Source organism: Deinococcus piscis, from assembly GCF_014653275.1.
Classification (GTDB): domain Bacteria; phylum Deinococcota; class Deinococci; order Deinococcales; family Deinococcaceae; genus Deinococcus; species Deinococcus piscis.
The window spans coordinates 1-20,300 of sequence record NZ_BNAL01000028.1 but is presented as its reverse complement, the minus strand read 5'-3'; the positions used below and the strand labels follow the sequence as shown (position 1 = coordinate 20,300).

The window sequence follows — 20,300 nt, the reverse complement described above, 5'->3', positions numbered from 1 at the left end:
AAAGTCCTGAACATTTGCACTTTTTCCGGCAGCCCACAGCGGCCATGCTCAGACACGTCACCAATCAGACACTTCACCCAAGGAGAATCTCTATGACCACACCAGACCCCGCTTCATCTCAAACCCGCCCTCTTGATGTCATTGTCCTGGCTGCTGGGGCAGGCACCCGCATGAAATCCGACCTGCCCAAAGTGCTGCACCCGGTGGCGGGCCGCCCGATGGTGGGCTGGGCCGTCAAGGCTGCCCAGGACCTGGGAGCCCGCAGCATTGTTGTCGTGACGGGCCACGGGGCCGAACGGGTCGAAGCGGCGCTGGGCGGCGAGGGCGTGGCCTTTGCCCGCCAGGATCAGCAGCTGGGCACCGGCCACGCCTTCCTGTGTGGAGCTGAGGGCCTGAGCGGTGACGGCGACGTGCTGGTGCTGTATGGCGACACCCCGCTGCTCTCCGAAGCCACCCTGCGCGACCTGCTGGCCGACCACCGCGCCGAGGGCAGCGCCATGACTGTGCTGACCGGCGAACTGCCCGACGCTACCGGCTATGGCCGGATTATTCGGGGTGCGGGCGGCGAAGTGGAGCGGATTGTGGAAGAAAAGGCCGCCAGCGCCGAGGAAAAAGCCGTGCGCGAATTCAACTCCGGCGTGTACGTGATGGACCGCCGCGCCCCCGAACTGGCCCGCCGCATCGGCAACGACAACGCCGCTCAGGAGTATTATCTGACCGATCTGCTGGAGCTGTACCGCGCCGAGGGCGGGGCTGTGCGGGCCTTCAAGCTGAGTGACCCCGACGAGGTGATGGGAGCCAATGACCGCCGCCAGCTGGCCGACGCCGAAACCGTGATGCGCCGCCGGATCACCCAGAACCTGATGAAAGAGGGCGTGACCATTCAGGCCCCGGACACCGTGCGGATCGAGGACACCGTACAGATCAGCCGGGACGTGCTGCTGGAGCCCGGCGTGATTCTGACCGGCCAGACCGTGATTGAGTCCGGCGCAGTGATTGGGGCTTACTCGGTGGTTGGGGACAGCCGCATCGGGGCTGGGGCCATCATCAAGCCGCACAGTGTGCTGGAAAGCGCCGAAGTGGGAGCCGGGGCAGACGTGGGGCCGTTTGCCCGGTTGCGCCCCGGCACGGTGCTGGGCGAGGGGGTGCATATCGGCAACTTTGTGGAAACCAAGAATGCCCGGCTGGACAGAGGCGTCAAGGCCGGGCACCTCGCCTACCTGGGCGACGTGACCATCGGCACCGAGACCAACGTGGGCGCGGGGACCATCGTCGCCAACTTTGACGGGGTGAATAAGCACCAGTCCAGCGTGGGCGCGGGCGTGTTTATCGGTTCCAACTCCACCCTGATTGCGCCCCGCAGCGTGGGCGATGCCGCCTTTATTGCCGCTGGCAGTGCTGTGCATGAAGACGTGCCCGAAGGCGCGATGGCTGTGGCACGCGGCAAGCAGCGCAACGTGGAAGGCTGGAGCCGGCGCTACTGGGGCGGCCTGCGCGAGAAGGTAGATGTGAAGCTGCCCTGGCTGTCGGGCTGGCTGAAGAAAGGTTGAGAAGACCGGAAAATGTGTAAGGGGCGCAAGCACAAGCTCGCGCCCCTCCATGTGTGTGGACGAGAGCTATGGGGAATCTACGCCTCTCAAGCCTGGGTAATCTTGATAGATTTTCTTATAGAAATTTCCCACCGCATTTTTCTAGTCGGCTTCTTTTCTCTGATCTTCATCTAAGCACAAATGTATACCGGTACTGACAGCCCCTATGGCGTATGTACTCTGGATGAACCACTCGCTATCCAGCGTAGATGCATCAAAGACTCCTTCTGGTAAGGCAAATATGTATGGCGAATGCTGAGAGAGTTCGATTATAGACTTTTCAAGGGAGTCCTTAATGTTTTCTGGCATCTGTCCGACACTGACAGCGATGAGGGTCATCTCAATGGGCTAGTCGTCCCAATACAGTCTATATTCTATTACTTTTGGATTGCGGAATATTCCCTTCCAGGCGGGGAGCGAACTTGCATCTTTTAAATCCCCGACGCAGTAAAACTGAAAATCTATGGTTGTTACATAGGACCTGAGCAGTTCGGAGAAGGCCTCAAGTGCATTATCCATTCTATGTCCAATAGTAATGCTGAGTCATTACCTTTTTTGAGATTATCCCCGGAACATCACCAGCGCCACGATCACCACGATCACGGCATAAATCGCCTTCACGAAGCTGCTACCCCTGAGCATGGCCATGCGTGCGCCTGTCGCCGCGCCCAGCGCGTTGGCGACACCCATGCTGAGGCCCAGCCACCACACGATGTTGCCTGCCAGCAAAAATAGCGACAGTGCGCCCAGGTTGGTGGCGAAGTTGACCGCGCGGGCGTTGCCGCTGGAACTCACCAGATTCATGCCGGTCAGCGCGAACAGCAGCATCAAAAAGGTGCCGGTGCCCGGTCCCAGAAAGCCGTCGTAGATGCCGATGGTCAGCACGCCCGGCAGCGCGATGGCCAGGGTCCGCGCCGTGAGGCCCGGATAGGTGGACTCCAGCCCAAAGCGCTTGTTGGCGATGACCAGGGCGCCCACCACCAGAATGACCACGCCGACCAGGGTGCGGAAATTGTCCGGGTCCACAAAGCGGACCAGATACGCCCCCAGCGCACTGCCAATCAGGGCCAGGGGCACGGTGCGCAGCAGCAGCGCACGGTCCAGGTGCCCGCCGCGCCAGTACTGATAGGTGGACGTGGCCGACCCGAAAATGGCCAGCAGTTTGTTGGTCGCCACCGCCTGCACCGGGCTGAGGCCCATAAAAAACAGTGCTGGCAGTGAAATGGTGCCGCCGCCGCCCGCCACTGCGTCAATAAACCCAGCCAAAAAGGCCAGCGGCAGGGCATACAGCAGCACTTCGGGGCCGATAGTGCCCAGCTCAAGACCAAACATCCTGCCAGTCTAGCGGCCAGGCCTTCTCCTGACCTGCCGGGGCAAGCGGACGGGCGCAGTTGGCAAGGATGTGAATAAGCAGTGGACCGGGAGTCTTCCGTCCACTCTTTGCCGCATGCCACCTTTGTCCTGTGTCCCCTTTGTTATGCTCCCGTGTATGACTCAAGCGACCCAAGCAGAGCAGGTGCTCCTGCCCCTGACCACCCCCGAAGAAGTGCAGACGTTCCTGGCCGAGTACCCATTGGCCGCCGTGTTCAAGGCCGGCACCTGCCACAAGACCATGCAGGGCTTTGGCGTGCTGGAAACCTTTTTGCAGCGCCATGAGCTGCCGGTGGGCTTTATCCGCGTGGTGGATTGGCGTCCGGCCTCCAACTTTGTGGCCGAGATGACCGGCATTCAGCACCATAGCCCCCAGTTGATTATTTTCCAGCAGGGCCAGCCGCGCTTTGAGGTGAACAACTGGGACATTACCCCCGAGGCGCTGGAGCCCGTCTTCACGGCGTTGGTGCCGGCCCGTGCCGGTGGCAGCGTGGAAACTGAGGGCAATATCCAGCCGTACCTGAACCTGATGGACGCCTACCTCGGCGGACAGCTCAACGATTTCGAGTTCCAGGACCGCTGGGTGCCGCTGTTCCGCGACGACGCCAGCTTGCGCTCACAGCGTGAATTCGAGCTGCTTTCGCGCCTGTTCGGTGACCCAGATGCCTACCACGGCGGACTGCACCAGTTGGGTGCGCCCACGTCACGCGGCGACCTGCGCCCGCGTGTGGAAGAGCTACGCGGTGAGCTGCTGGCCCTGCGCGGACAGAACGCCTGACGGGGAGGTTCGCCTCTGGTCCTGTGAGCAGAACCAAGGGCCACCTACGTGGCAGAAATCTCACGTCTGCGACCTTCATTTTCTCATGTGGCTGCCATTTGTAGGAGGCAGCCCTTTATACTGCCTTCTGAGCCATGACTGACCCCACTTCTCCAGTTCAGACCGGCGGCCAGGCCACTGCGGCGCGGAGCATGCCTGCGCCGGTCTACCTCCATCTCTCCACCGACTTCTACCCCTGGGACGAGGTGATCGCTGACCTGAAAACCCGTTCGCAGGCTGGCCAGAGCTTGCTGTTTCAGGCCAACTCGGACGCGGCGTGTGCTTCGTTCGTGTGGAAAGCGGGGCAACTGTTGGGGGGGTACAGTGGCGCCCGCGACCTGAATTTTGCGGCGCTGATGCGGGGACTGCCACGTGCCCGCGTCACGCTGGTGCCCCTGGATGAAAGGGCGGCGGCGGCCATGTGGGAACACCGCGCGGCGGCAGGCCAGACACTGCGGGGCACCGGAGCGCAGGTGGCCGGGCAGCTGGCGGGGCAGACTGGAGTGCTGAGCGGCATGGGGGCCGCGCCCCAGGCCATGTCTTACTGGGAGGAAGGCGAGCCGCGCTGGGGCCACTGGACGCCCGATGCGCCCGAGCAGGACTGGCGGTTCGTGGCACTGCGCCGGACCCCGGACGCCGCCGCGCTGACGGAATTCTGGCGGCAAGTGCTGGCCGTGACCCACCGCCGCGCCGCAGTGGACGAAGTCTGGCGGCAAGTGTCTCTCGCGCTGGCTCCGCACTATCCGGTGCTGGACCCCTTTGTCCGTGAGGTCACGGTGCGGACCGGCGAGTTGCAGGTGGAGCCGAGCGTCCGGCCCCAGGAATTGCAGCCTGCCCTGCTGGCCGCTTACCGGGCTGTGCTGGCCCGGCTCGGTCTCCGTCTGAGCGACCTACCACTGAGCACACTGCGCCAGCATGAACTCTGGAATGCGAGTGGCCTGCCTGCGCTAGAAGGAGAGGGCGCATGACCCGCCCCCCAGTCTGGCCCCAGGAGCTGAGCGACGAGACGCCGCTGCCCTACCGTACCTGGAAAGTACTGGACCTGATCGACGGGCACTTGTCGGCGGCGGAAGTGGCCCGCCTGGCTGGAGTCAGTGAGGACGAGGTGGCCCAGGCGCTGGCCGAAGCGGCTGGCCGCGCCGAGAGCCACCAGCGCCTGATGCGCCCTGTGGACGCCAGTCTTCAGCAGGAGATTACGCGGGTGCTGGGCAGCTTGATTGGTCCGATTGCTGGGGTACTTGTGGAAGAAGCGGTAGAGGAGCTAGGGCCAGCGCCACGTGCTGGAACGGTGTTCCAACGAATTTCGCAGGAGTTGGAACCACAGCAGCGCAGCGCTTTTGCCCACCTGGCACGTGATCAGGGGCTGGCCTGAGACGGGTTCTGGTGCGGCGGGGATTTTATCCTGTGGCTGCCGGACTGTGCCTAAGTGGTCAGACGGTGGACCCTAAGCTAGAACCACTGTTCCAGTGGGGCCGGGGTCGGGGATTCCTGGGCATGTCACACAGTTTGAGGTTATGTCGGCTAAGCCAGACCGGGCGACAGCCAGGTAAAGGAAGGAAAGCATGAAGTACACCGTAGTCATTCAGCACCCTGTTCAGGATGAGGTCCGCGCCGAGCTGGAGCAGCAGCTCTCGCAGCGGCTGGGACTGAGCGCTGCTGCTGCTGGCAAGCTGGCGGGCCGCCGCTCAGGGCGTTTGCTCAAGCCCACCACCCGCGCCAAAGCCGAAAAGCTCCTGGGTATCTATAGCGCGGTGGGCGCAGCAGTCAACCTGGAAGAAGTGCCCGAGGAAGGCGAAATCAGCAGCCTTTCAGGTGCAGTCCATGTTGGAGCGGCACAGGGGCCGGTTCCAGGGACGGATTCAGGTGCATTCAGCCCTCATGCTGATCCATTTGGTGCCAGTGCTGGCGCAGCAGACCCGTTCAGCGCAGCTCCCTTCGCGGCTGACCCGTTTGGAACCGATACTTTCGGCGGCGCTCCCTTTGGAAGTGACCCTTTCGGCACAGACCCGTTTGGGGAGAGTGCTGCTCAGGGCGCAGGCCACACCCAGGTCTTTAGCGCGGTGCCAGGCACTGTTGCGCTGGCCTCAGACCGTGCAGACCGCAAAGACGCGGGTGCGGTGGATGAGTGGGCCAGTTTCACTCAGGAATTGGGCGGGAGTGCGGCAGCAGACCGCCGCCCAGCGGACGCCAGCGAAGATGTCTGGGCTGACTTCGCCGACTCGCTGAAAGTGGATGTGCCGGTGCAGTCAGGTGTGGAAGTAACCCCAGCGCCCCTGGCTACCAGCTTTATGGACGTGGCGGATGGCGCCGCGCTCCCCATGGTGAGCGGGCCCCGCCGCAGCCTGGGGCGTGAGCTGCTCCTGACTTCACTGCTGCCTACTGCGGCACTGTCGCTGCTGTCGCTGCTGCTGCTCTTGCTTCTGCTGCCAGCCGCCGAACGTAGCCGCACAACTGCACAGGCCGATACCCTGGCCCACACCCTGAGCACCACCTTGTCGGCGGCTGCCGACGCTCCCACCTTGCAAAGCCAACTGCGGACCCTGGTGGATGATGACAAGATCGGGTTTCTGCAGGTGAGTTTCCCCGGTGGCCCCACCTATTTTGCAAGCGATGTCCAAGATGAGCAGGCACAGGCCCTGCAACAAGCTTTTGCCAAGTGGCAAGGCAGCGGGGCCAACGGGGTGTTCCGTAGCGGTGAATCCTACCTGGTTGGCCAGGCTGGAGGACAGGCTGTAGACGCCGGCACCACGTCAGCAACTCAGGTGACGGTAGGCGTGCCTTATACGAGCAGCCTGGGCCGTGTGGTTCCTCCCTGGGTCCTGGCCTCCCTGCTGCTGCTGGGCCTGACTGCGCTGTGGGCCCGCCGCGCCGCGCAGGCCCTGCTCTCGCCAGTGCAGCGCCTGGTGCGGGCTGCCGATGCCATCAGCTCGGGTGACCTGAGCCAGCCGGTGCGCGCCGAGGCCAATGACGAGCTGGGCGATCTGGCACAGGCTCTGGAACGCATGCGCCTGAGCCTCAGCGCGGCCATGGACCGCCTGCGCCGCCGCAAGCGCTAGCCTGCCGCTCACGCCGCCGCAAGCGCTAGCCTGCCGCTCACGCCGCCGCAAGCGCTAGCCTGGCTGCTCACGCCCCTGACAGAGCGCCGCCCGCACCATTGGTGGGCGGCGCTTTTCTCGTAGCGGTCTGGGTCGCCTGGCACCAGGGATACGGAGTGCGCTGGTCTCCCTTCACTCAAGCAGCGCCGAATCCCCCGCAGGCCCTCTTATTCGTTCAGGGCCGTCTGACCAAAGCCGCGTGTGCGGCGAATCTCTTCAACGCCGCTGACGGTGCGCAGTTCATCAAGCAGGCTGGTCATCTCCGGGTTGCTGCCGAAATCCAGCCGCAGGCAGATGTGCGCCGCTTGCTCCGCGTCCACGAACGCTTCGAAGCGCAGCGGGCTTTGGCGGTTGCGGGCCAGCACACTGAGAATATCGGCCAGCAGACCGTCCCGGTCAGGGGCCACCACATCCAAGTTGACCTCAAAGCGCTCCTCTGAGCGGGTATTCCACGACGCCGAGACGCAGCGCTCCGGCTCATCGGCCAGCAGCCGGATCATGTTGGGGCAATCAATGCGGTGAATGCTGACTCCGCGCCCCCGGGTGAGGTAGCCCATGATCTGGTCACCCCGGATCGGCTGGCAGCACTGGCTTAGCTTGGTGGCGGTGCTCATGCCGTCCACGTACACGGTGGGCGCTCCGCTGTCTCTTTTGGTCGCTATGGGGGCTGAAACTTGCTCCGCTGCACCTTTTTTGAGTGTCAGTGAGGGGTCCAGCGTGCGGGCGGCCTGGGACGTGGTCACTTTGCCCGCATGCAGTGCCAAGAACAGCTCGTCGGGGTTGCGGCTGCCGGCCAGCTTCTGCGCGGCCTCCTCCAGCTTTTTGATGCTCATCAGTTTGCGGACCGGCAGCTGGCGCTTACGCAAGTAGCGCTCCAGCATCTGCTGTCCGTGCGCCAATGCACCGAGGCGCTCGTCCTGGCGGAAAAAGTAGCGAATCTTGGTGCGGGCCGAGCGCGTGCCAGCGAAGTTCAGCCAGTCCTTGCTGGGCTTGCCATTCTTGCTGGTCAGGATTTCGACCATGTCACCGTTTTGCAGTTTCTGGCTGAGAGGCACGATTTTGCCGTTGACCCGTGCGCCCACCATCGTTTCTCCGATGCGGGTGTGAATGTGGTAGGCAAAGTCCACCGGCGTGCTGCCCGCAGTCAGGCTGATCGCCAGGCCCTTAGGCGTGAACACGCGTACCCGCTGCGACAGGAAATCGTTCTTGACGGTGTCCATGTACTCGGTGGCGTCGCCCACTTCGTTTTGCAGCTCGCGCAGCTGGTCAATCCACTGGTCGCGCTCGCGCTGGTTCAGCTGCCCGCCCTGCTTGTACATCCAGTGCGCGGCCACGCCGTATTCCGCCACCTCGTGCATTCGCAGCGAGCGAATCTGAATCTCTATCGGCTGCCCACTTTTGCCGATGACGGTGGTGTGCAGCGACTGGTAGCCGTTGGGCTTGGGCACGGCGATGTAGTCCTTGAAGCGGCCTGGCAGCGGTGTCCACAGCGAGTGAACGATGGAAATGGTGTGGTAGCAGATGCGCTTTTCGCGGGTTTCCTCGGCGCGGGCCAGCCGCTCGGGGTCGGTGCCTTCGCGGGCTTCCATAGGCCGGGGCGTCAGGATGACCCGCAGCGCCATCAGGTCAAAAATCTGTTCCAGCGCTTTGCCCTCGCGCCGCATCTTGCCAAAGATGCTCCACAGGTGCTTGGAGCGCCCCGAAATGTCGATGGTGGCCACCCAGTCGGGCAGCTCCAGGTCGTCTTTTAGGGCCGAGTGCAGGCTTTCTTCGGCCGCCTTGACGATGCCGTCGCGCTCGTCCAGCTGCATCCGAAGGCGGGAGCGCAATTCCGCGTATTCCTCGGGATACAGGTAGCGGAAGCTGAGGTCTTCCAGCTCCCATTTGACCTGCCCGATGCCCAGGCGGTGCGCCAGCGGCGCGAAGACTTCCATCGTCTCGCGTGAGATGCGCTTTTGCTTCTCTGCGGGCATGGCGTCCATGGTGCGCATGTTGTGCAGCCGGTCCGCCAGCTTGACCACGATGATTCGCAGGTCGTCGGTCATGGCGATCAGCATCTGGCGCAGGTTTTCGGCCTGCATGTCGCGCCCGTCGTCGCTCACCTCGGCGGTCTGCGAGCCAGCCTTGCTCAGCTTGCTGACCTTGGTTTCGCCTTCCACGATGCGGCTGACCTCGGGGCCAAATTGCTCGGTGATGACCTCAAAGGTCACGCCGTCCACGTCCTCCACCGTGTCGTGCAGCAGCCCAGCAGCGATGCTGGTGCTGTCCATGCCCAGTTCGGCCAGAATGGTTGCCACAGCCACCGGGTGGGTGATGTACTCCTCGCCGCTTTTGCGGACCACACCTGCGTGAGCCTCGCGGGCAAAGTCGTAGGCGCGCTCTATCAGGTCGCGTTCGGCTGCTGGCCGCTCCGCCACCAGGCCGCGCAGATGTTCCATCCCATGCACGCTCCCCAGCATAGCGCCGCGCTTGGCCGCCTCTACTTTGCTGCGTCACCTTGCAAGGCCGAACGGCATCATTTCGCGTCGTGCAGGGCATTTCGCACGCGCTTCACTTGCGGAAAAGGAGTTTATTTTTTTGCCGAGTGTTCTATGCTGGGGCGCATGACCGACGCCCGCCTGCCCGCTGTTTCCGCCGACTGGTCGCTGGAGCGTCAGCACTGGGTGCGCGGCTATTTCCGGGTGGCGGGGGTAGATGAAGCTGGGCGCGGGGCCTGGGCGGGGCCGGTGACGGTGGCCGCCGTGATTTTGCCCAACACGGGCGCGGAGCTGCCATTTGCCGACAGCAAGGCGCTGGGTAGCGCCCGCCGCACTGAGCTGGCCGCCGAGGTGCGCCGCGTGGCGCTGGCCTGGGCGGTGGAGCACGCCTGGCCGGATGAAATTGAGCAGCTCAATATTCTGGGAGCCACCCACGCAGCGGCGGCCCGCGCCCTGGCTGCACTGGACCCAGAGCCGCAAGCACTGGTCACCGATTATCTGCGGCTGCGCACCCCGCTGCCGATCCTGGCTCCGCCCCGCGCCGACGCGCTGAGCTACAGCGTGGCCGCGGCCAGCATCCTCGCCAAAACCGAGCGCGACGCCCTGATGACCCGGCTGGACGCCGAGTACCCTGGCTACGGTTTCGCTTCCCACAAGGGGTACGGAGCGCCCCAGCACCGCGCCGCCCTGGCCGAGCTGGGCGTGAGTGAGGTGCACCGCGCCGGTTTCAGGCCAGTGGCGCTGGCCTTGCAGCGGCGCATTCTGGGCTGAGCCGTGGCAGCATGTGCCCTATGACTCAAGTAATGCATCAGGAAAATCACAACACGGACCGCATCGGCTGGCTGCGGGCCGCCGTTCTGGGAGCCAACGACGGCGTGGTTTCGGTCTCCAGCATCGTGGTGGGAATAGCAGCGGCGGCGGGCACCACTCCCGGCACCATCCTGCTGGCCGGTGTGGCGGCGCTGGTGGCCGGGGCCACTTCGATGGCGGCGGGCGAATACGTCTCGGTGCAGTCGCAGGCCGACACCGAGCACGCCAACCTCGCCAAGGAAGCCCGCGAGCTGCGCGAGCAACCCGAGTACGAGTTGCAGGAGCTGACCGATATCTATGTGGGGCGCGGCGTGGAGCCGACTCTGGCCCGGCAGGTGGCCGAGCAGTTGACCGCTGCCGACGCCTTGGGCACGCACGCCCGCGAGGAGCTGGGCATCACCGAGGAGCTGCGGGCGCAGCCGTTTCAGGCGGCCCTGGCCTCGGCGCTGGCTTTTGTCGCGGGAGGCATTATTCCGGTGATTGCGGCGGTGCTGCTGCCGCATGACATCGTAGGCGTGGGGGTCACGGTGGTCACGCTGCTGGCCCTGCTGTTGCTGGGAGCCCTGGCGGCTTATGCAGGCGGCGCATCCATCTGGAAAGGCGCGCTGCGCGTCACCCTGTGGGGCGCGGCGGCGATGGCGCTGAGCGCCCTGGTGGGCAGCTTCTTTGGCGTGCAGGCCTAACTTTCTGCACTTAAGCTGGCGTGAAGAATGGGGCGCAGACCGCCCCCACCAGCCACGCTGCCCCGATTGATGCCCGCCTGACAATTCACCGCCATCATTTCAGGGATGAGAAACCTGACCCTGACCACGCTGCTGACCGCCTCGCTGTCCAGCGCCCTGGCCACAGTGGCCGGCGGTGGCGTGCCTGCTGTTGCTCCAGCCGCTGCCAGCCCGGCCTCGGCACCAGCCACTGTGGGCCGCGTGACCCTGGTAGGCTACGCCGAATTGCCCGCCGATACCTTTGCCGGTGGCCCGGCCAGTGGGGCCTGGAACGGCGAAGGCCTGCGCGGCGAGGCCCGCTTTCAGGGGCAGCCCGTGCAGGGGTTCAGCGGTGTGCAGCGCCTGCGTGACGGTTCTTACCTGTTCCTGAGCGACAACGGCTTCGGCTCCAGGGCCAACTCGGCGGACTATCTGCTGCGGCTGTACCGCGTGGGCTTTGAGGGGCAGACCCGCCCTGGCAGCGTGCCGCAGGTGGGGCAGTCGGTGCAGCTCCGCGACCCGGACCGGCGCATTCCCTTCCGCATCGTGAATGAGGACAGCGAAGGGCGTCTGCTGACGGGCGCGGACTTTGACCCCGAAGGTTTCGTGGTGGCTCCCGACGGCACGCTGTGGGTTGGGGACGAGTTCGGCCCTTACCTGCTGCACTTCAGCGCGGATGGCAAGCTGCTGGAAGCTCCCATTGCCACGCCCAACCTGCCTGGCCTCCCTACCCTGAACGGCAAACCCCCCGTGGTGGTCGGCCACCGGGGCAGCTCGGGCACCCGGCCTGAGCACACACTGGCCGCTTACCGTGAGGCGATTGCGGCGGGGGCCAACTTTATCGAGCCGGACCTGGTGGTGACCAAAGACGGCGTGCTGGTGGCCCGCCATGAACCCGTGATTGCCATGGTGGGCGCAGATGACAAAGTGACCGAAGCCACCGCCGATGTTCACAGCCGCCCCGAATTCCGTGACCGCCTGACCACCAAGACGCTGGACGGCGTGCCGGTGCGCGGCTACTTCGTGGAAGACTTCACCCTGGCCGAGCTGAAGACCCTGAAAGCCGTAGAGCGCCTGCCCAAGCTGCGCGGCACCGCCTACGACGGTCAGTTCGAGATTCCCACCCTCGCGGAAGTGATTGCGCTGGTGCGTGAGGAAGAAGCGAAGTCGGGCCGCAAGGTCGGCATCTACCCCGAGACCAAGCACCCCACCTACATGCGCGAGGTGGCCGGGTTCAACACCAGCCAGCTGCTCATTGACACGCTGGTGCGCGAACAGTTCACCGACCCGGCCCGCATCTACATTCAGTCGTTTGAGGTGGGGAACCTCAAAGAGCTGAACAGCGCCATCATGCCCAAGGCGGGCGTGAATATCCCGCTGGTGCAGCTGGTGAGCAGCCCTGACGAACCCGCCTATGACCTCAAGGCGGCAGGTGACCCGCGCACCTCTACCGACATGCTCTCGGACGCGGGCCTGCGCGAAATTGCCAGTTATGCCGATGCAGTCGGCCCCTACAAACGCTGGGTGATTGACGAAAAATGCCAGGTGACGGACTTTGTAAGCCGCGCCCACGCCGCTGGCCTGCCGCTGCACATCTGGACGCTCCGCAACGAACCAACCTACCTGCTGCCCTGCTACGGCGGCGACCCCAAAGCTGAAATGCGTCAGGCGCTGCGGGCTGGGGTGGACGGCTTCTTTACCGATTTCCCTGCCACCGGCGCAGAAGTGGCCCGGGAATACACGGCGGCTCAGGTGCGCAGCCCGCAAAATCCTGCCTTCGCTGGCGGTCAGCCGAATGCGTCCAACCTGCCTGCCAGCGGCGGCTATGAGGGCCTCGCCATCAGCCCCAGCGGCAAGACCTTGTATGCGCTGCTCGAAAAGGCTGTGCAGGGCGATGAAGCGGGTACCCTGCGCCTGCACGCCTTTGACCTGGCTACCCGCCAATGGAAGCTGGCGGGCCGCCTGCGCCTGGACGAGGGAGCCGAAGCCATCGGTGACCTGGCCGCTGTGAACGACACGCAGTATCTGGTGATTGAGCGCGACAACAAGCAGGGCGCAGCCGCCCGCGTTAAGCGCATCTACCTGCTGGACCTGGCCCGCCAGAACGCGGACGGCACCATCCACAAAACGCTGGTCGCTGACCTGATGAACCTGGCCGACCCGCAACAGCTCTCACCCAACAGTGTCAGTGGCGTGCTGGGTTTCCCCTTCTTCACCATCGAAAACGTGCTGGTGCTCGACAAGAACACCATTCTGGTCGCCAACGACAACAATTACCCGGCCACCGGCGGGCGCGGCGCAGACGTGAAGGACGACACCGAAGTGCTGTGGCTGCGGCTGCCGCAGGCGCTGAACGTGGCCCGCTGAGAGGACTGCATCAGAGGAGGGGGCGGGCTGCGTGTGGACGTAGCCCGCCCTTTATGCGCTGCGCTACCTACCCAGCGCCCGCTTGCGCCTGGGCCTGAGCGTGCTGCTGGTCCCTCTGGCTGTTCGGGTTCTGCTGGGGTTGGGAATGATGGCTTTCATGATGCTGTTCCAAATCCCCTAGAGCAGTGCTCCAACTGCGAGAAAAGGCTCTCTTCCCAGCCTGCGCCATAGCCTCTAGCCTGAGCGCCATGAACCTTTTGCTCCTGAGTGGCAGCTTGCGGGAAGGGTCGGTGAACGGTGCCACCCTCCAAACGGTCCAGCGGCTTGCCCCAGCCAGCCTATCTGTGAGGATTTACAGTGGGACAGAGCACCTCCCTTACTACAGCCCTGACCTGGACCATGACCCGCTGCCGCCCGCTGTCCAGCAGTTGCGCGGCGCGGTGGCCGAAGCCGACGCTGTGCTGATGTGTACCCCTGAATACGCGGGCGCACTCCCTGGAGCATTCAAAAATCTGCTGGAGTGGACGGTGGGCAGCGTGGTGATGAACGACAAGTCCGTGGCCTGGATCAATGTCTCCACTGCGCCCACCGAGGCCAAAGACGCCCATGCTTCCCTGCGGCTTGTGCTGGGGTACGTTGGGGCACAGGTGATTGAGGACGCCTGCTTGCCTCTCCCTGTTCCCCGCAGCGCCCTCGGTCCGGATGGACTCATCCATGATCCATAATTGTGTGCCCAGCTGGAGTACAGCGTGATGCAGCTATGCCGCGCCGCTGCCAACAGTCATTCGGGAAATGACAAGCAGGGCTGACCATGCCCTTGTTCGCCCCCTGTGGCGTCACGCTCTTTAGTGCGCTTGTCCCGCCTGTCCCTTTGCCGCTCGGCAGCGGTCTGAGCAGTAGCGCACGTTGTCCCAGTCGCGCTCCCACCGGCGCCGCCAAGAAAAGGGCAGACCGTACACTGGGCACACCTTGCTGGCCCGCTCGGAGGGCAACTGGGTGGCTTTGCCATTGACATGCTTTTTGGGCATAAGCCGAGAATAGGGCCTGCGGAGTACACATTTTCCGCAGGCCCTATCTTTTGCCTTCAGCGCTGGGTTTAGGGCGTGCCCCCCTGGGCGCTGACTTTCTCCTTGCCCATGCCGGCCTCGATCATGTTGATGACCCGCAGCCAGGCGCGGGCGCTGGCCTCCACGATGTCGGTGGCGACCCCCACGCCGCTGTGGTACTGCTCGCCGTGCCGCACGGTGAGGCTCACCTCGCCCAGGGCGTCGTCGCCCTGCGTCACCGACTGGATGCGGTACTTTTCCAGCTCCGGCTGCACGCCAGTAATGTCGCTGATGGCCTGAAAGGTCGCTTCGACGGGGCCGTCGCCGTGGGCGGTGGCGCTGCGGCTGCCCCCAGGCGTGTGCAGGCGCACAAAAGCCACCGGCTCGACGTTCATACCGGACGTGACCTGAAACGCTTCCAGGCTGTAGGTCTGCGGCACGTCGGTGCGCGACTCAACCAGGGCGCGCAGGTCTTCGGCGTACAGCTGGCCCTTGCGGTCTGCCAGGTCCTTGAACCGGCCAAACAGCCCCTGCACTTTTTCGTCGCTGAAGTCGCTGTAGCCCAGTTTTTCGAGTGCGTCCCTGAAAGCGGCGCGGCCCGAGTGCTTGCCCATCACCATCACGGCGGCTTCGCGGCCCACCAGCTCGGCGTTCATGATTTCGTAGGTTTCGCGGGCCTTGAGCACTCCGTCCTGGTGAATGCCGGATTCGTGGGCAAAGGCGTTGTCGCCCACCACCGCCTTGTTGGGCTGCACCGGCATGCCGCTCAGGCGGCTGACCAGGCGTGAGGCGCGGTACAGTTCGCGGGTCTGGATGCCGGTCTGAAAGCCGTAGACGTCGGCGCGGGTATGAAAGGCCATCACGATTTCTTCCAGGCTGGCGTTGCCCGCCCGCTCTCCGATGCCGTTCACGGTGCATTCAATCTGCCGCGCTCCGCCCTCGGCTGCTGCGATGGAGTTGGCGACGGCCATGCCCAGGTCGTCGTGACAGTGCGCCGAGAGGATGATGTGGCCGGGCAGTTCGGCCCGCAGCCGGGCGAACAGGGCGCGGATTTCTTCCGGGGTGGTGTAGCCCACCGTGTCGGGCACGTTGATGGTGGTCGCGCCTGCCTGAGCCGCAGCCCGGAAAATCCGAATCATAAACTCTGCGTCCGAACGCGTGGCGTCCTCCGCGCTGAATTCCACATCGTCCACAAAAGTGCGGGCATATTCCACCGCCTGCACCGCCCGCTCCACCACCTGATCGGGGGTCAGCTTCAGCTTTTTTTCCATGTGGATAGGACTGGTGGCGATGAAGGTATGGATGCGTGGGCGCTGCGCTGCTTCCACGCCCCGCGCCGCCGCCTCGATGTCGGCGCGGCCAGCGCGGGCCAGCGCCGCAATCACCGGGCCGCGCACCTCGCGGGCGATGCGCTGCACGCCTTCGAGGTCGCCGGGGCTGGCAATGGGAAACCCAGCTTCGATGATGTCCACGCCCAGGCGGGCGAGTTGCTGGCCGATTTCTACCTTCTGGGCGTGATTGAGCGCCACGCCGGGACTTTGCTCACCGTCGCGGAGGGTGGTGTCGAAGATGCGGACGTAGTTGGGGTCGGCTGGAAAAGTGGGGGCAGTGGTCATATTGGTCTCCTTAAGGGGAAATGCTTGAGTGGGAATGCTTGAGCGGGGATGAAGGCGAAGAGGTGAGCGCGGTGGACGGACACGGAACAAAGAAGGCCCCCCGGAGAAGTGGGGTGTTCTCCGGGGGGCAGGGGAGGCGCGAAACTGTGGCGCTCGACTGTCTCTCAGGGAGAACAGCAGCGTAGGAGCTGGTCGGCGGTCTGGAACATAGAAGGCATCCTAAGCGAATGTCAGGCATTTGGCAAGTCTTCTTCTACACTTGCCAAAATATGGAGGGATGGGTATAGTCCTCGCATGCCTGATTGGACCCGCAAGCAAACATTTGCCTCTGTCCGCCTACTGCGGCTTTCCGGGTCCTAGCGTTTCTCTGCGCTCTGGCCCCAGCGATGCGTTGCTGGGGCCGGTTTTTTGGATCAGGCCCCTTCTTTCGCTCACCACTCACGAGGAGATGTACCTATGGGCTCGACTATCGCCGAAAAAATCCTGGCCGCGCACGCTGGCCGTGAGACTGTCACTCCCGGAGAGTTGCTGGAGTGCACCACTGACCTGGTGCTGTGCCACGAAATCACCACGCCCGCCGCGCTGCGCATGCTGGAAGAGCGCGGCATGGACCGGGTGTTCGACCCAGAAAAAATTGTGGCAGTGCCGGACCACTCGGTTCCGGCCATGAACATCAAAGCCGCGCAGATGTACCAGAAGCTCAAAAGCTGGGTGCAGGACAAAGGCATCCGGCACTTTTATGACGTGGGCCGCGGCGGTATTGCCCACGTGGTCCTCGAAAACAGCGGCCTGATTAAGCCGGGGCAGACGCTGGTGTCGGGCGACAGCCACACCTGCAACGCGGGCGCTCTGGGGGCCTTCGCCACAGGTGTCGGCAGCACTGACCTGGCCGGGGCCATCTACGCAGGCCGGGTGTGGTTCAAGGTGCCCGAAACCATGCTGATTCGCGTGATTGGCGAGGCCGGCCCCGGCGTGACTCCCAAAGACATCGTGCTGGAGGTGATTCGTCAGATTGGTGCGGACGGAGCCAACTACATGGTGATGGAGTGGGTGGGCGACTACATTGACCGCCTGGATATGGAAGGCCGCTTCACCCTGACCAACATGGCGATTGAGGCGGGCGGCAAGACCGGGATCGTGGCGGTGGACGACATCACCCGCGAGTACCTGCGGGTGCGCGGCGTGGAGCCGGGCGAGTACACCGAGTACCAGTCGGACCCGGATGCCCGCTACGCCGTGACCATCGAGATTGACGCCTCGCAGGTGCAGCCCACCGTGGCCTATCCGCACATCCCCAGCAATGGGCGCGTGGCCGGGACAGACGCCATTCCTGTGACTCACGCCTATGTGGGCAGCTGCACCAATGGCCGCATCAGCGACCTGCGCGAAGTGGCGCAGATTCTGCGTGGCCGCCGGGTGGCCGACGGGGTACAAATGATCATCGTGCCCGCCACCCAGGCCATCTGGAAGCAGGCCGCAGTCGAAGGGCTGATGGAGATTTTCGTGGATGCGGGGGCGACGGTGTCGTACCCCAGCTGCGGCGCATGTCTGGGCATGCATACGGGCGTGCTGGGGCCGAACGATGTCTGTATCAGCTCCAGCAACCGCAACTTCGTGGGCCGTATGGGTGACCCCACCGCCCAGATCTACCTGGCGAGTCCGGCAACGGTGGCCGCCAGCGCCGTGACTGGCGTGATTACCGATCCGCGCACCATGCAGGCGGAAGCTGCGGACTGAGCTTGCCTTCTGCTTGCCCAGTTCATGCCCGCTTACCACGTCCCCTTCACCCAAGGAGCTTTGCCCCATGACCAACCCCCGCACCGGCCCGCAGCAGCGCCCCGCCCGCGAGACGCAAACCCAGACCCAGACGCTCCAGCCCATGACCACCCGCACCGCCCGAGTGCATGTGTTTGGGCGCGACCACATCAACACCGACGAAATTATCCCCGCCCGCTACCTCACCACGGACCGTGAGGAAGAACTGGCCCCCTACGCCATGCAGGACTACGACCCCGAGTTCGTGCAGCGCGTGGGCAAAGGCGACATCGTCATTGCCGGGGCCGACTTTGGCTGTGGTTCCAGCCGTGAGCACGCCGTCTGGGCGCTGCGCGGTGCTGGCGTCAGCGCGGTGCTGGCTCCCAACTTTGCCCGTATCTTCTACCGCAATGCGGTCAACAACGGCTTTCCTGCGCTGGAATGCGAAGGCATCGCGGAGCTGTTCAGCGACGGCGACGAGGCCACGCTGGACCTGGAGGCAGGCACCATCCGCAACGAAACGACGGGGCGCGAGCTGAGATTCACCCCGCTGCCCGACTTTGCGCTGGCGGTGCGGGAAGCAGGCGGCTGGCTTGAGTACATGCGCGATCAGGACGCTGCCGCTCTGGCAGGGGAGACGCTGAACACCCCCAGCACCCAGGCCGGGCACGGTCACGCGGGGCAGCCGCAGGGCGACGCCCAGAGCTTTGAATCTCCTGAATCACCTGAAGTGCCAGGCACGGAGCCGGACCGTGCCTAAGGTCGCCGTGCTGCCCGGCGACGGCATCGGCCCCGAGGTTATCGGCGCGGCGCTGGCCGTGCTGCGCGAGGTGGCTCCGGACCTGTCGCTAGAGGAATGCCGGATTGGCGGCTGCGCCTATGACGCCGAGGGCGACCCCTTTCCGCCCAGCACGCAGGCGGCCCTGGTCGAAGCGGACGCCGCGCTGCTGGGCACGGTGGGCGGTGCGCCAGACAGCCCCTGGAACCGCTTGCCCCGGCCGCAGCGTCCCGAAAGTGGGCTGCTGCGGCTGCGTGAGCATCTGGGCGTGTTCGCCAACCTGCGCCCGGTGCAGGTGATGCCGGGGCTGGAACATCTCAGCCCGCTGCGCCCCGAAATTGCCGCCGGGGTGGACCTGCTGATTGTGCGTGAGCTGCTGGGTGGCGCGTACTTTGATCCCCGCCGTGAACGGGGCGAGGAAGCCGCCTTCAACACCATCGGCTATACCCGCGCCGAAATCGAGCGGGTGGGCGAGCACGCGTTCCGGGCCGCGCAGGAGCGCCGGGGCGCAGTGACCAGCGTGGATAAAGCCAATGTGCTGGAAGTCAGTGAGCTGTGGCGCGACACGGTCACGGCCCAGGCGCGGGCGTTTCCTGGGGTGACCCTGAACCACGAGTACGTGGACAGTGTGGCGACCCTGCTGGTCACGCAGCCAGAGCGCTACGATGTGCTGCTCACCGAGAACCTGTTTGGCGACATCCTGAGCGACCTTGCGGCGGTGCTGCCCGGCTCGCTGGGGCTGATGCCTTCGGCCAGCCTGGGCGCAGGCACGGGCCTGTACGAACCTATTCATGGCAGCGCCCCTGACATTGCGGGGCAGGGCGTTGCCAATCCGTGCGGCACCATCCTCAGCGCGGCGATGTTGCTGCGCTACAGCCTGGGCCGCAGCGCCGAGGCAGACCGGGTAGAAGCGGCGGTGCGTACGGCCCTGCGCGAGCAGCCGACTCGCGACCTGGGCGGAACCGCCAGCACGCAGGAGCTGACAGCGGCGGTGTTGCGGGCGCTGTAGTGGGGCCTACCCTGCCCTCACCGCCCTGTCCAGCGCCCACGCTGCTGCCCCCAGCCCAAGCGCCAGCCCTAGCATCAGCGCGGGTGTGGATAGGGCTGAAGCGGCCAGCGCCGCGCCGAGGGTCAGGCCCAGTGCATTCAGGCCAATGAGTGCACCCATGGTGCGGCCCCGCTCAGCCGTGGGCACCAGTTGCTGCGAGCGGGTGGTGGTGGCCACGCTGACGAGGCCGAGACCCACGCCAAAGCACACGGCCCCTGCCCACCACGCCTGCGCAGCCGCCGACAGCATCGGCAGTAGTCCCAGCGTCACGAGCGCTGCGCCCAGCACTTCAAAGACGATGTAGGCATGAATGTCGCCGCCAGAGCTACGCAGCGCAAGAGGCGCGCGGGCATTCATCACATTTAGCCCAATATTCAGGCCAAAAGAAAACCCAAACGACGCTGTCAGAAAGGTCTGCCCAAAGATGGTCCGCAGGCCACGCCGCAGGTCGTGCCACAGGCCCAGCACGCTGGCTTTTCTAGCCTCAGCCGCGGCTAGCTTGGGCAAAAAGAAAGCCGCCAGCGGAGCCAACGCCAGCAGCGGCACGGCGCAGAGGTACACGCTGGCGGGTGACAGCAGCCCCAGCAGTACCCCGCCGAGGCCGAGGCCCACCAGGGGCAGGCCCATCATCACTCCGCTGTTGAGTGCATTGGCGCGGGCCAGCAGCTCATCGGGCACCAGGCGCGGCACCAATGCACTTCCAGCCGCAAAAATCAGTGTGTTGAGCAGCGCGTTGGCGGCGGCGAGGGCCAGCAAGCCCCAATAGAGCATTTGACATAATAAGAGGATGAAACGTGTTGGGGCGGCTGGGTATGGGAATGACTTGCGGG

17 protein-coding genes are annotated in these 20,300 nt (G+C 64.7%); 12 read left to right on the top strand and 5 right to left on the bottom strand.

The genetic code is table 11. From position 1 onward, the window contains the following. Positions 1 to 92: 92 nt before the first annotated feature. Entirely contained in the window at positions 93 to 1,550 is a 1,458-nt protein-coding gene (gene glmU / locus IE158_RS10305; RefSeq protein WP_189643623.1) for a bifunctional UDP-N-acetylglucosamine diphosphorylase/glucosamine-1-phosphate N-acetyltransferase GlmU, read from the top strand. A gap of 600 nt (positions 1,551 to 2,150) precedes the next feature. Here glmU and IE158_RS10300 read toward each other — a convergent pair. Next, positions 2,151 to 2,921, bottom strand: a complete 771-nt coding sequence (locus IE158_RS10300) for a TSUP family transporter (RefSeq protein WP_189643622.1) — start codon at positions 2,919 to 2,921, stop codon at positions 2,151 to 2,153. Between the two features lie 157 nt (positions 2,922 to 3,078). Here IE158_RS10300 and abxC point away from each other — a divergent pair, with 157 nt between their 5' ends. The 4 genes from abxC to IE158_RS10280 all read left to right on the top strand — a co-directional run bounded on the left by abxC (position 3,079) and on the right by IE158_RS10280 (position 6,833). Further along, on the top strand, positions 3,079 to 3,738 hold the full coding sequence (abxC, locus tag IE158_RS10295; protein WP_189643621.1) for a monothiol bacilliredoxin AbxC: 660 nt from the start codon (positions 3,079 to 3,081) through the stop codon (positions 3,736 to 3,738). A gap of 134 nt (positions 3,739 to 3,872) precedes the next feature. Next, the gene (locus IE158_RS10290) at positions 3,873 to 4,745 is read left to right on the top strand and encodes a hypothetical protein (protein WP_189643620.1); all 873 of its coding nucleotides are present in this window, start codon (positions 3,873 to 3,875) and stop codon (positions 4,743 to 4,745) included. After that, positions 4,742 to 5,149: a DUF8082 domain-containing protein gene (locus IE158_RS10285; RefSeq protein WP_189643619.1), complete on the top strand. Its 408-nt coding sequence runs from the start codon at positions 4,742 to 4,744 to the stop codon at positions 5,147 to 5,149. Before IE158_RS10290 ends, IE158_RS10285 begins: the two co-directional genes overlap by 4 nt. 190 nt (positions 5,150 to 5,339) lie before the next feature. Further along, a complete protein-coding gene (locus tag IE158_RS10280; RefSeq protein ID WP_189643618.1) occupies positions 5,340 to 6,833 on the top strand; it encodes a HAMP domain-containing protein in 1,494 nt (497 codons plus the stop codon). Between the two features lie 206 nt (positions 6,834 to 7,039). Here the strand turns inward: IE158_RS10280 and IE158_RS10275 are convergent, their stop codons facing one another. Next, positions 7,040 to 9,310, bottom strand: a complete 2,271-nt coding sequence (locus IE158_RS10275; RefSeq protein ID WP_189643638.1) for a RelA/SpoT family protein — start codon at positions 9,308 to 9,310, stop codon at positions 7,040 to 7,042. A gap of 165 nt (positions 9,311 to 9,475) precedes the next feature. On the opposite strand from IE158_RS10275, the gene rnhB reads away from it, so the two are divergent. The 4 genes from rnhB (at position 9,476) to IE158_RS10255 (ending at position 13,952) form a co-directional block, all read left to right on the top strand. Continuing rightward, a complete protein-coding gene (rnhB, locus tag IE158_RS10270) occupies positions 9,476 to 10,120 on the top strand; it encodes a ribonuclease HII (protein ID WP_189643617.1) in 645 nt (214 codons plus the stop codon). Between the two features lie 20 nt (positions 10,121 to 10,140). Continuing rightward, a complete protein-coding gene (locus IE158_RS10265) occupies positions 10,141 to 10,842 on the top strand; it encodes a VIT1/CCC1 transporter family protein (RefSeq protein WP_189643616.1) in 702 nt (233 codons plus the stop codon). Between the two features lie 105 nt (positions 10,843 to 10,947). Further along, a complete protein-coding gene (locus IE158_RS10260; protein WP_189643615.1) occupies positions 10,948 to 13,227 on the top strand; it encodes an esterase-like activity of phytase family protein in 2,280 nt (759 codons plus the stop codon). 248 nt (positions 13,228 to 13,475) lie between these two features. Then, positions 13,476 to 13,952: an NADPH-dependent FMN reductase gene (locus IE158_RS10255; RefSeq protein ID WP_189643614.1), complete on the top strand. Its 477-nt coding sequence runs from the start codon at positions 13,476 to 13,478 to the stop codon at positions 13,950 to 13,952. 120 nt (positions 13,953 to 14,072) lie between these two features. Here the strand turns inward: IE158_RS10255 and IE158_RS10250 are convergent, their stop codons facing one another. Further along, on the bottom strand, positions 14,073 to 14,255 hold the full coding sequence (locus IE158_RS10250) for a DUF2256 domain-containing protein (protein WP_189643613.1): 183 nt from the start codon (positions 14,253 to 14,255) through the stop codon (positions 14,073 to 14,075). A 68-nt stretch (positions 14,256 to 14,323) separates the two neighbouring features. Beyond that, positions 14,324 to 15,889 carry a 2-isopropylmalate synthase gene (locus tag IE158_RS10245; RefSeq protein WP_189643612.1) on the bottom strand — a complete coding sequence of 522 codons (1,566 nt, stop codon included), beginning with the start codon at positions 15,887 to 15,889 and terminating at the stop codon, positions 14,324 to 14,326. Positions 15,890 to 16,345: 456 nt separating this feature from the next. On the opposite strand from IE158_RS10245, the gene IE158_RS10240 reads away from it, so the two are divergent. The 3 genes from IE158_RS10240 (at position 16,346) to leuB (ending at position 19,431) form a co-directional block, all read left to right on the top strand. Beyond that, positions 16,346 to 17,626: a 3-isopropylmalate dehydratase large subunit gene (locus IE158_RS10240; RefSeq protein WP_189643611.1), complete on the top strand. Its 1,281-nt coding sequence runs from the start codon at positions 16,346 to 16,348 to the stop codon at positions 17,624 to 17,626. A gap of 67 nt (positions 17,627 to 17,693) precedes the next feature. Further along, positions 17,694 to 18,404, top strand: coding sequence for a 3-isopropylmalate dehydratase small subunit (locus IE158_RS10235; protein WP_229839059.1), 711 nt, complete (start codon positions 17,694 to 17,696; stop codon positions 18,402 to 18,404). Next, entirely contained in the window at positions 18,397 to 19,431 is a 1,035-nt protein-coding gene (gene leuB, locus IE158_RS10230; RefSeq protein ID WP_189643610.1) for a 3-isopropylmalate dehydrogenase, read from the top strand. Before IE158_RS10235 ends, leuB begins: the two co-directional genes overlap by 8 nt. A gap of 6 nt (positions 19,432 to 19,437) precedes the next feature. On the opposite strand, the gene IE158_RS10225 is transcribed toward leuB, so the two are convergent. Further along, a complete protein-coding gene (locus IE158_RS10225) occupies positions 19,438 to 20,241 on the bottom strand; it encodes an MFS transporter (RefSeq protein ID WP_189643609.1) in 804 nt (267 codons plus the stop codon). Positions 20,242 to 20,300 lie beyond the last annotated feature (59 nt).

What these genes read in the sequence shown, in the direction of transcription:
- glmU (WP_189643623.1), top strand. Translation starts at nt 93, where the DNA reads ATGACCACACCAGACCCCGCTTCATCTCAAACCCGCCCTCTTGATGTC.
- IE158_RS10300 (WP_189643622.1), bottom strand. Translation starts at nt 2,921, where the DNA reads ATGTTTGGTCTTGAGCTGGGCACTATCGGCCCCGAAGTGCTGCTGTAT.
- abxC (WP_189643621.1), top strand. Translation starts at nt 3,079, where the DNA reads ATGACTCAAGCGACCCAAGCAGAGCAGGTGCTCCTGCCCCTGACCACC.
- IE158_RS10290 (WP_189643620.1), top strand. Translation starts at nt 3,873, where the DNA reads ATGACTGACCCCACTTCTCCAGTTCAGACCGGCGGCCAGGCCACTGCG.
- IE158_RS10285 (WP_189643619.1), top strand. Translation starts at nt 4,742, where the DNA reads ATGACCCGCCCCCCAGTCTGGCCCCAGGAGCTGAGCGACGAGACGCCG.
- IE158_RS10280 (WP_189643618.1), top strand. Translation starts at nt 5,340, where the DNA reads ATGAAGTACACCGTAGTCATTCAGCACCCTGTTCAGGATGAGGTCCGC.
- IE158_RS10275 (WP_189643638.1), bottom strand. Translation starts at nt 9,310, where the DNA reads ATGGAACATCTGCGCGGCCTGGTGGCGGAGCGGCCAGCAGCCGAACGC.
- rnhB (WP_189643617.1), top strand. Translation starts at nt 9,476, where the DNA reads ATGACCGACGCCCGCCTGCCCGCTGTTTCCGCCGACTGGTCGCTGGAG.
- IE158_RS10265 (WP_189643616.1), top strand. Translation starts at nt 10,141, where the DNA reads ATGACTCAAGTAATGCATCAGGAAAATCACAACACGGACCGCATCGGC.
- IE158_RS10260 (WP_189643615.1), top strand. Translation starts at nt 10,948, where the DNA reads ATGAGAAACCTGACCCTGACCACGCTGCTGACCGCCTCGCTGTCCAGC.
- IE158_RS10255 (WP_189643614.1), top strand. Translation starts at nt 13,476, where the DNA reads ATGAACCTTTTGCTCCTGAGTGGCAGCTTGCGGGAAGGGTCGGTGAAC.
- IE158_RS10250 (WP_189643613.1), bottom strand. Translation starts at nt 14,255, where the DNA reads ATGCCCAAAAAGCATGTCAATGGCAAAGCCACCCAGTTGCCCTCCGAG.
- IE158_RS10245 (WP_189643612.1), bottom strand. Translation starts at nt 15,889, where the DNA reads ATGACCACTGCCCCCACTTTTCCAGCCGACCCCAACTACGTCCGCATC.
- IE158_RS10240 (WP_189643611.1), top strand. Translation starts at nt 16,346, where the DNA reads ATGGGCTCGACTATCGCCGAAAAAATCCTGGCCGCGCACGCTGGCCGT.
- IE158_RS10235 (WP_229839059.1), top strand. Translation starts at nt 17,694, where the DNA reads ATGACCAACCCCCGCACCGGCCCGCAGCAGCGCCCCGCCCGCGAGACG.
- IE158_RS10225 (WP_189643609.1), bottom strand. Translation starts at nt 20,241, where the DNA reads ATGCTCTATTGGGGCTTGCTGGCCCTCGCCGCCGCCAACGCGCTGCTC.